Genomic DNA, 9,103 nt, shown 5'->3' with positions numbered 1-9,103 from the left:
GCAGCAACGGATATGTACCCAAAACCAACCTTAAGGATTCCGAACACTCAAAAGACTCATCAACCCCGCCAACGGAAAGTCCCCTTCCAACTCCGCCAGACTCGCCGTACTCATAGGCTGCGGCTGCCGCAAATGCCCATGCTGCAAATAACTGATCAGCCCCCCCACAAACGGCTGATGGCTAACCAGCAACACATCATCGTCATTGTCGAGATGCTTGAGCACCTCCAGCGGATTACTCTCCGGCGTCAACCAAGGCACAGTGCGGATCTCAGGCTCAAACCCCAACGCCTCCCGCACCAACTGCGCCGTCTGCTGCGCCCGCACATACGGACTGGCAATGATCGCCCGAATCGGCTGCCCGATCAGATGCCCCGCACTGCGCAAAACCTCATCGCGCCCATGGGCCGTCAAATTACGCTCGGCATCCGTACGCGCATGCCCCTCGGCCTCACCGTGACGCAACACCCACACCTTCATAGCTTGGGTTCCTCATCACGCGCCGGATGCGGTGCAGGCGGCACACTGTGGGCAGCCTCACCTTCCGGTGCACGGGGCGTCGGCCAATCGGCGAACGGCCAAGGCTTCTGATCACTGTGAAAACTGCCAAACCGCCCAATCTGCGCCAAGAACTGGCTCAGGCCGTCACCAAAATTCATCAGCCCCAGGTTCGGCGCCCCATACACCAGGCGATAAACCAGTTGCACCACCACCAGCGCGCCCAGCAGAAACTGCGCCACTTGCCACACCAGGGCAAACACCAGCATCCACAGCACACGCAGGCCAATGGATTCGTACTTGGGAGCTGCTTTCGGATCGTTCATGACGCGTTCCTCAGTTGAAACCACTGGTGGAAATAAAGTCGACATCGGTCTTCGGCTCGGCGCGCATCAGCAACTCGATGACCTGGTTCAAGGTGCGCCCTTCAAACAGGATCGCGTGCAACCCGGCAACCAGCGGCATATACACCCCGACCTCCTGAGACTTGGCCTTCAGCACCTTCAGGGTGTTGACGCCTTCCGCCACTTCGCCCAAACGCGTCACGGCGTCTTCCAGGCTCAAGCCCTGGCCAAGGGCAAAACCGACCTGATAGTTGCGGCTTTTCGGTGACGAGCAGGTGACGATCAGGTCGCCCACACCCGCCAGGCCAAGGAAGGTCATCGGGTTGGCGCCCTGATTGACCGCAAACCGGGTCATCTCGGCCAGGGCGCGAGTGATCAGCATGCTCTTGGTGTTTTCACCCATGCCCAGCGCAACCGCCATGCCGGCGATGATCGCGTAGACGTTCTTCAACGCCCCGCCCAGCTCGACGCCGAAACGGTCGGCACTGGCGTACACGCGGAAGGTGCGACCGTGCAGCACCTCCTGCACCCGCTCGCAGAGTTCTTCGTCTTCACTGGCGATCACCGTGGCAGTCAGCGCGTGCTCAGCCACTTCCCGCGCCAGGTTCGGCCCGGACAACACGCCAATCCGCGCTTCGGGGGCGATTTCTTCAAGGATCTCGCTCATCAACTTGAAGGTGTGCGCCTCAATGCCCTTGGTCAGGCTCACCAGCAGCTTGCCCGCCAGCCGCTCGGCATGGGGTGCAAGCACCGAACGCAAAGCGCTGGAGGGCAGCGCGACGAAGCACAGGTCGCATTCGTCCAGCGTCGCCTGTAAATCAGTCACCGGCTCCACGGCCGGCAGAATCTTGATGCCTTTAAGGTAACGGGGGTTTTCCCGGTTGACCCGAATGGCTTCGGCTTGCTCGGGGTCACGCATCCATTGGCGCACCCGGTGACCATTTTCAGCCAGCAGATTAGCCACGGCGGTACCAAAACTTCCGCCTCCCAGGACCGCAATAGGGCGCTGTTCAGTCATATGCAATCCGTTAATCCATAGCAGTGGCGATGGCCGCATTATACGGAGCGACCCGCCTGCGGCCAGCCCCCGCGTCAATTCAAACGCTTGTCGGAAAATGCGACATTTGTGCGAAGTAATTACAGGGCCGACGACTGGCAAAAGGCCCCACCTCAGTTAACATGGGCGGCTATCCGTAATTATCAAGGCCGTGCCGTGTATTTGGGCCCTCCTCCTCGCTCATCCCTTTTGCTGACGTTGTTGTGCATGCCGTGGTGCAGTGTGCCGGTGCTGGCTGACGACCTGTTCCTCGACAGCCAGCCGCTGCCGCAGGTGCTGACCGCCACCCGGCTCAAGCAATCGGCCGCCGCCGTGCCCGGCAGCATGACGGTGATCGACAGCGAGCTGATCAAGGCCAGCGGCGCACGGGATATCCCCGAGCTGCTGCGGCTGGTGCCCGGGATGATGGTCGGCTACACCACCGGCAACCAAGCCGCCGTGAATTACCACGGCACGCAGGCGGGCGATGCGCGGCGCATGCAGGTGTTGATCGATGGGCGCTCGGTGTACCGCGCGGGCCTGGCCACGGTGGACTGGAGCGATATTCCGGTAGCCCTGGAAGACATCGACCGCATCGAGGTCTTCCGCGGCCCCAATACCGTCAGCTACGGCGCCAACGCGCTGATGGCCGTCGTCAACATCCTCACCCGCTCGCCGGCCAACAGCCATGGCACGCGGATGAAACTCACCCAGGGCGGCCGAGGGATCAACGACTGGTACGCCAGCCAGGGCATGGGCTGGGACACCGGCGATTTGCGCCTGTCACTGTCCGGTCAACAGGACGATGGCTTTGACAGCGACCGCGTGGGCGCTGACCGCCGCGACGGGCGCCGCCTGAACCGCTTCAGCCTGGCCGTGAGCCAGACCCTGAATGCGCAACAAAGCATCGACTGGCAACTGGACGCCAAGGAAGGCACCAACCAGCGCCCTTACACCTACCAACCGGTGTTCGACGGGATTACCGAAGGCGGTAACAATTCCGACGTCAGCGCCAAGGACTATGCCGGTTCCCTGCGCTGGAACTTCGACTTCAACCCCGATCACAGCCTGTATATCCAGGGTTCGGCCCAGCAGTGGGATCGCCGGCAGATCTGGCGCGCGTGCGATGCCAAGGTCTCGTTCAGCCCGGAACTGACGCAGCTGTGGCAGCTCAACCCCAACTATGCCGAGCGACTGGCCCGGCACATGAACAACTTCAACCCAGGCAACCTCCCACCCGGCAGCGCCGCCGAGCAGGCACTGGCCCGCCAGGTGCTCCAGCAATGGGGGGACGGCGGCAAGGACCCGGTCTGCGGCAACATCGACCAAAGCACCAAGGAAAGCCGCTACGACCTGGAGCTGCAAGACACCCTCAGCCTGTCCGACAGCCTGCGCCTGGTCAGCGGCATGAACTACCGCTACGACCGCGCCGACTCCGACACCTACTTCAACGGCACCCTGGACGACACCACCTGGCGCCTGTTCGGCCACCTGGAATGGCGGGCCAGCGAACACTGGCTGCTGCAGGGCGGCGCAATGTACGAAGACACCCACCTGAGCGGCAACTCGCTGACGCCACGGGTGGCCGTCAACTACCTGATCAACCCGCGCCACGGCCTGCGCGCGGTGTACTCCGAAGCCATTCGCTCCCCGGACATGTTCGAGAACAACGTCAACTGGAGCTACCGCGTCACCAACCTCAGCTCGCCGGCCTACGGCCAGAACTCCGGCCAATACTTCGTGGTGACCCGCGGCCCGGGCAACCTCGACAAAGAGCTGATGCGCTCCCGGGAGCTGGGCTACAACGGCTTTTTTGCCGACATCGGGCTGAACGTCGACGTGAAGCTGTTCTACGACGAAATCAGCGAAATGGTCAGCGAACCGCTGCGCAACAACCAGTACATCGCCAGCAACTCGAACAGCTCGCGCTTTACCGGCACCGAAACCCAGCTCGACTGGCACATGAGCACCGCCGACCGGCTGCGCGTCACCTATGCTTATGTGGATGCCAGCGCCACCAACCCCCTGGACAGGCAGCAGACCGCCCGCAACAGCGGCTCGGCCGGCTGGATGCGGGAATGGGGCCATGGCTGGTCCAGCGCGGTGTTCTACTATGGCGACGATGCGCTCAACCAGTATCGCTTCGAACGGGTCGACCTGCGGGTGGCCAAGCGCATTGCCTTGGGCAAAGCCAACGTGGAGCTGGCCGGCATGTTGCAACAACGCCTCGACAATCAGCCCACCACCTGGCCCGACAACAACTATGACCAACGCCACGTGCTCTACTTCAGTGCGGAGTTAGAGTTCTAGTGGACAGCGACTCGTCACGGATGACCCTCCCCTTTACCGCCCGGCTCTGGCGGTGCTGTGTGTTGCTTGGGGTTTTACTGTTCGGCGCACCGACATGGGCAGCGGATATCCTGCTGACCGCCGACGAAGACGGCCCGGGCGTACAAACATTCGTCCAGGCCCTGGCCCTGCAGCGTCCCGAAGACAGCGTGAAGTTCACCCCGCTCAAGGACCTGCCCGCCCCTGCAAACTTGCCGACCAGCACCCGCCTGATCCTGCTGGACCTGCCCAGCCTTGACTGGCGCCTGCAAGACGCCCAGGGCCCACCGACCCTGGTGCTGCGCATCAGCCGCCTGCAAGCGCGCCAGCGCCTGGGTGCCACGTTGCCTGCGAAGATCAGCCTGCTGTGGAGCGACCCACCGCTGGACCGACAACTGCGCCTGATCACCGGCATCCTGCCTCAGGCCCGGCGCATCGGCGTGCTCTATGGCATCGACAGCGAGTTCCTGCTGCGCGAGCTGCGCCAGTACGCCGCGCCCATGGGCCTGGAGATCGTGCCCCAGCTTTGGGAAAACATTAATGACAGTCGCCCGCTGCAAAGCCTGTTCAAGAACAGCGACGTCTTGCTGGGGCTGGATGATCCCCAGCTGTACAACCCGAAAACCGCGAAAAACCTGCTGCTCAGCAGCTACGCCAGGCAATTGCCACTGGTCGGGCCCAACGCCGGGTTCGTCAAGGCCGGCAGCCTGGCCAGCACCTACAGCGATCAGACCGACTGGCTGGATGTGCTCGACCGCCTGCTGGATCATGCGCCGGCCAGTTGGCCGCGCTCGCTGTACCCGGAACGTTTCAAAGTCGTAGGCAACCCGCAGGTTGCGCGCTCACTGGGGATCGAACAGGTGGACGAAACCAACGTCGCCGCCCGCCTGGCCGAAGGAGAAAAACGCCCATGACATTTCGTCGCCGTTGGGACATCAACACCCGGACCCAGCTCATTACCCTGGGCCCGGCACTCCTGCTGACGCTGCTGTTGATCAGCTTCTTCACCTTCGTGCGGATCCAGGACCTGCGCCAGGAACTGGACCACACCGGCCAGTTGATCGCCAACCAACTGGCGCCGGCCACCGAATACGGGGTGATTTCCGGCAACAACGACGTGCTTGAAAGCCTGTTGCGGGCCACCCTCGCCACGCCGCACGTGCGCTTCCTGGAGATTCAGGACAGCGCAGAAAATATCCTGGTGTATGTCGAGCAACCGTCGGAGAAGCACGATCGCTCGCTGTCGGTGAAAGTCTTCCAGGCGCCGATTCGCCTGCAACATATCCAGCTGGGCAATGACTTCTTCCAGGACAGTACTGCCGAGCCCAAGGCCCCGCGCGCGGACTACCTGGGGCGAGTGATTGTCGGCATGTCCAACGATGCGTTCAGCCAGCGCCAGCAGGAAATCCTGTTCAAGGCCGGGATTCTCGCGCTGTTCGCCCTGCTGTTTACCTTCCTGCTGGCCCGGCGCCTGGCGGCCAGCCTGTCGCAACCGATCAGCGCCATGGGCAATGCGGTCAAGGCGATCCAGCAGGGCGATTACCAGACGCCGCTGCCCATCGTGGATGACTCGGAGCTGGGCGACCTGTCGCGCCACATCAATAACCTCGCCGATGGCTTGAACCAGGCCAGTCGTGAACAGCACCAGGCCATGGCCCAGTTGATCCAGACCCGCGAAGAAGCCGAGCGGGCGAACAATGCCAAGTCGGACTTCCTGGCAATGATGAGCCATGAATTGCGCACGCCGATGAACGGGGTGCTGGGCATGCTGCAACTGCTGGAAACCACCGACATGACCGAGGAACAGACCGAATACGCGGCGCTGGCCTCGGAGTCCACCGAACACCTGCTGAAGGTGATCAACGACATCCTCGACTTCTCGCGCATCGAGCGCGCGGCCCTGGAGCTTGAGCACATTCCGTTCGACCTGGTGGAGCTGATCAGCAGTTGCGCCCAGGCCTTCCAGCACGCCGCCCAACAACGCGGGCTGGCGCTCGAAGTGCCGATCCCCCAGGGCCTGGGCTCGCTGCAAGTACAGGGCGACCCGACCCGCATCCGGCAGATTTTGGTGAACCTGATCGGCAATGCCCTGAAGTTCACCGAGCAGGGCACCGTCACCGTCGAACCCCACTGGCAGACCCTGGACCATGAATTGCTGTGGTTCACCTGCACCGTGCGCGATAGCGGGATTGGCATCTCCGCCGAGCGCCTGGAACTGATGTTCGATGCGTTCCAGCAAGCCGACAGTTCCATTTCAAGACGTTACGGCGGCACCGGACTGGGACTGCCTATCGCACGCACCCTGGCCGAACGCATGGGCGGCACCCTGCGCGCCCAGAGCGAAGAAGGCCACGGCTCGGTGTTTACCCTGGAAATCCCGCTGGCGATCTACCAGCAGAGCTTGCCGGTGCTCGCGCCGAATACCGAAGGCAATGCCCGTGCGGGCGAAGGGCGCAACGTGTTGCTGGTGGAAGACAACCCGGTCAATCGCACGGTGGTCGAAGCCATGCTGCGCAGCCTGGGGTTCGAGGTGAGCATCGCCACCGACGGCGCCGAAGCGATTCGCAGCGCCGAGAGCCTGATTTTTACCGCAATCCTGATGGACTGCCGACTGCCGGGCATCGATGGCTACGAGGCTACCCGGCAGATTCGCCAGTTGCCCGGTTGCGCCGAGCTGCCAATCATTGCCCTCACGGCCAATGCCTTGCAGGGCGATCGCGAAGCCTGCCTGGCAGCTGGAATGAACGATTACCTGGCAAAGCCGTTCAAACGCACGGATTTGCAGCAAATCCTGCAGAGATGGGTGCAGTAACACGGTGCCATCAGCCAACTGCGACTGGCGTGAAAGACGAAAGTGCGGCAGTCTTAGGCACCCGAACGGGCCCGTAAACCGGCCCGGTTTATAATTTCAGTGCACAAGTGTACATTCATGACCTTGACGCTGTGACTTTCACTACAACGCAATAGTCTATGTGTAGGCTGCCGATATGAGGCATGAACGCTTCAGTCGGCCGGGAAGATTTGCCCTGCCCTGCCGCATGGGATTATTGAGGAGCTCGCATGACCAAACAAAACGCCTTTACTCGGGAAGACCTGCTGCGCTGCAGTCGCGGTGAGCTGTTCGGCCCAGGTAACGCGCAACTGCCCGCCCCGAACATGCTGATGGTGGATCGCATCACCCATATCAGCGAAGAGGGTGGCAAGTACGGCAAAGGTGAATTGGTCGCCGAGCTGGATATCACCCCTGACCTGTGGTTTTTCGCCTGCCATTTCGAAGGCGATCCGGTGATGCCGGGCTGCCTGGGCCTTGACGCCATGTGGCAGTTGGTCGGTTTCTACCTGGGCTGGCAAGGCCTGCCGGGCCGCGGTCGCGCCCTGGGTTCGGGCGAAGTGAAGTTCTTTGGCCAGGTCTTGCCGACCGCCAAGAAAGTCACTTACAACATTCAAATCAAGCGCGTCCTCAAGGGCAAGCTGAACCTGGCCATTGCCGATGGTTCGGTGACTGTCGACGGTCGCGAGATTTATACTGCCGAAGGCCTTCGGGTCGGCGTATTCACTTCCACTGACAACTTTTAAGGGTTATCCGCATGCGCCGCGTCGTTATCACTGGTCTGGGCATTGTTTCGTGCCTGGGCAATGACAAAGAGACCGTCTCCGCTAACCTGCGTGCAAGTCGCCCTGGCATCCGCTTCAACCCGGAATATGCCGAAATGGGTCTGCGTAGCCAGGTTTCCGGCTCCATCGACCTGCCCCTCGAAGAGCTGATTGATCGCAAGATCTATCGCTTCGTCGGCCACGCAGCCGCTTACGCCTACCTGGCCATGAAGGACGCGATCACCGATTCCGGCCTGAGCGAAGACCAGGTGTCCAACGTACGCACCGGTCTGATCGCCGGTTCCGGTGGCGCGTCGACCTTGAACCAGATGGAAGCGCTGGACATCCTGCGCGAGAAAGGCGTCAAGCGCGTTGGCCCGTACCGCGTCACGCGGACCATGGGCAGCACCGTTTCCGCCTGCCTGGCCACACCGTTCAAGATCAAGGGCGTGAACTACTCGATCTCCTCCGCTTGCGCCACCAGTGCTCACTGCATCGGTACCGCTGTAGAGCAGATCCAGTTGGGCAAGCAGGACATCGTGTTTGCCGGCGGCGGTGAAGAAGAACATTGGAGCCAGTCGTTCCTGTTCGACGCCATGGGCGCCCTGTCGACCCAGTACAACGAAACCCCGGACAAAGCCTCCCGCGCCTATGACAAGAACCGTGATGGCTTCGTCATTGCCGGCGGTGGCGGAATGGTGGTGGTCGAGGAGCTGGAACACGCCCTGGCCCGTGGTGCGAAGATCTACGCGGAAATCGTCGGCTACGGCGCGACTTCCGACGGCTACGACATGGTTGCGCCAAGCGGCGAAGGCGCCATCCGCTGCATGCAGATGGCCATGTCCACCGTTGATACCCCGATCGACTACCTGAACACCCACGGTACTTCGACTCCGGTCGGCGACTCCAAGGAAATGGAAGGCGTGCGTGCGGTATTCGGCGACAAGGCTCCGGCGATCAGCTCTACCAAGAGCCTGTCGGGTCACTCCCTGGGCGCCGCTGGCGTTCACGAAGCGATCTACTGCCTGCTGATGATGGAAGGCAACTTCATGGCAGGTTCTGCCAACATCGAGGAACTGGACCCGGACGTGGCTGACATGCCTATCCTGACCAAGACTCGTGAAGATGCGACCATCAATACAGTGATGAGCAACAGCTTCGGCTTTGGTGGCACTAACGCCACCCTGGTGCTGAAACGCTGGCAGGGTAAGTAAGCTCTCGCAGCTTGATCGCCTGAAAACGCCCCGACTGTTCGGGGCGTTTTTTTACCCGTTTACCGCGCTTACAGTGGCTCACTTTTGAA

Annotated in this window: 8 protein-coding genes; 5 read left to right on the top strand and 3 right to left on the bottom strand. The window is 61.8% G+C overall.

Going from position 1 to position 9,103, the window contains the following annotated elements; translation table 11 throughout:
- Positions 1-30 precede the first annotated feature (30 nt).
- From sixA to HX801_RS27020, 3 genes are read right to left on the bottom strand one after another with little or no spacing between them, the layout of a single operon-like run.
- On the bottom strand, positions 31-480 hold the full coding sequence (gene sixA / locus HX801_RS27030; protein WP_177023052.1) for a phosphohistidine phosphatase SixA: 450 nt from the start codon (positions 478-480) through the stop codon (positions 31-33).
- Positions 477-824: a DUF4389 domain-containing protein gene (locus HX801_RS27025; RefSeq protein WP_177023051.1), complete on the bottom strand. Its 348-nt coding sequence runs from the start codon at positions 822-824 to the stop codon at positions 477-479. Before HX801_RS27025 ends, sixA begins: the two co-directional genes overlap by 4 nt.
- Before the next feature lie 10 nt (positions 825-834).
- A complete protein-coding gene (locus HX801_RS27020; protein ID WP_003210548.1) occupies positions 835-1,860 on the bottom strand; it encodes an NAD(P)H-dependent glycerol-3-phosphate dehydrogenase in 1,026 nt (341 codons plus the stop codon).
- Positions 1,861-2,055: 195 nt separating this feature from the next.
- On the opposite strand from HX801_RS27020, the gene HX801_RS27015 reads away from it, so the two are divergent.
- From HX801_RS27015 to fabB, 5 genes are all read left to right on the top strand, one after another.
- Positions 2,056-4,188 carry a TonB-dependent siderophore receptor gene (locus HX801_RS27015; RefSeq protein ID WP_085984626.1) on the top strand — a complete coding sequence of 711 codons (2,133 nt, stop codon included), beginning with the start codon at positions 2,056-2,058 and terminating at the stop codon, positions 4,186-4,188.
- A gap of 20 nt (positions 4,189-4,208) precedes the next feature.
- A complete protein-coding gene (locus HX801_RS27010) occupies positions 4,209-5,120 on the top strand; it encodes an ABC transporter substrate-binding protein (RefSeq protein ID WP_052024261.1) in 912 nt (303 codons plus the stop codon).
- Positions 5,117-7,018: an ATP-binding protein gene (locus tag HX801_RS27005; RefSeq protein WP_177019615.1), complete on the top strand. Its 1,902-nt coding sequence runs from the start codon at positions 5,117-5,119 to the stop codon at positions 7,016-7,018. Before HX801_RS27010 ends, HX801_RS27005 begins: the two co-directional genes overlap by 4 nt.
- A 248-nt stretch (positions 7,019-7,266) precedes the next feature.
- A complete protein-coding gene (gene fabA, locus HX801_RS27000) occupies positions 7,267-7,782 on the top strand; it encodes a 3-hydroxyacyl-[acyl-carrier-protein] dehydratase FabA (RefSeq protein WP_003210552.1) in 516 nt (171 codons plus the stop codon).
- Between the two features lie 11 nt (positions 7,783-7,793).
- Positions 7,794-9,014, top strand: a complete 1,221-nt coding sequence (gene fabB / locus HX801_RS26995; protein ID WP_003210553.1) for a beta-ketoacyl-ACP synthase I — start codon at positions 7,794-7,796, stop codon at positions 9,012-9,014.
- The last annotated feature ends 89 nt before the right edge of the window (positions 9,015-9,103 follow it).

The organism is Pseudomonas sp. G1002 (assembly GCF_013385455.1).
Classification (GTDB): Bacteria; Pseudomonadota; Gammaproteobacteria; order Pseudomonadales; family Pseudomonadaceae; genus Aquipseudomonas.
Note: the sequence above shows the minus strand (reverse complement) of the source record. Positions and strands in the feature narration are given on the sequence as shown.

Bases quoted from the DNA above. Each gene is read 5' to 3' on its own strand.
- sixA (WP_177023052.1), bottom strand. From the start codon at position 480: ATGAAGGTGTGGGTGTTGCGTCACGGTGAGGCCGAGGGGCATGCGCGT.
- HX801_RS27025 (WP_177023051.1), bottom strand. From the start codon at position 824: ATGAACGATCCGAAAGCAGCTCCCAAGTACGAATCCATTGGCCTGCGT.
- fabA (WP_003210552.1), top strand. From the start codon at position 7,267: ATGACCAAACAAAACGCCTTTACTCGGGAAGACCTGCTGCGCTGCAGT.
- HX801_RS27005 (WP_177019615.1), top strand. From the start codon at position 5,117: ATGACATTTCGTCGCCGTTGGGACATCAACACCCGGACCCAGCTCATT.
- HX801_RS27020 (WP_003210548.1), bottom strand. From the start codon at position 1,860: ATGACTGAACAGCGCCCTATTGCGGTCCTGGGAGGCGGAAGTTTTGGT.
- fabB (WP_003210553.1), top strand. From the start codon at position 7,794: ATGCGCCGCGTCGTTATCACTGGTCTGGGCATTGTTTCGTGCCTGGGC.
- HX801_RS27010 (WP_052024261.1), top strand. From the start codon at position 4,209: ATGACCCTCCCCTTTACCGCCCGGCTCTGGCGGTGCTGTGTGTTGCTT.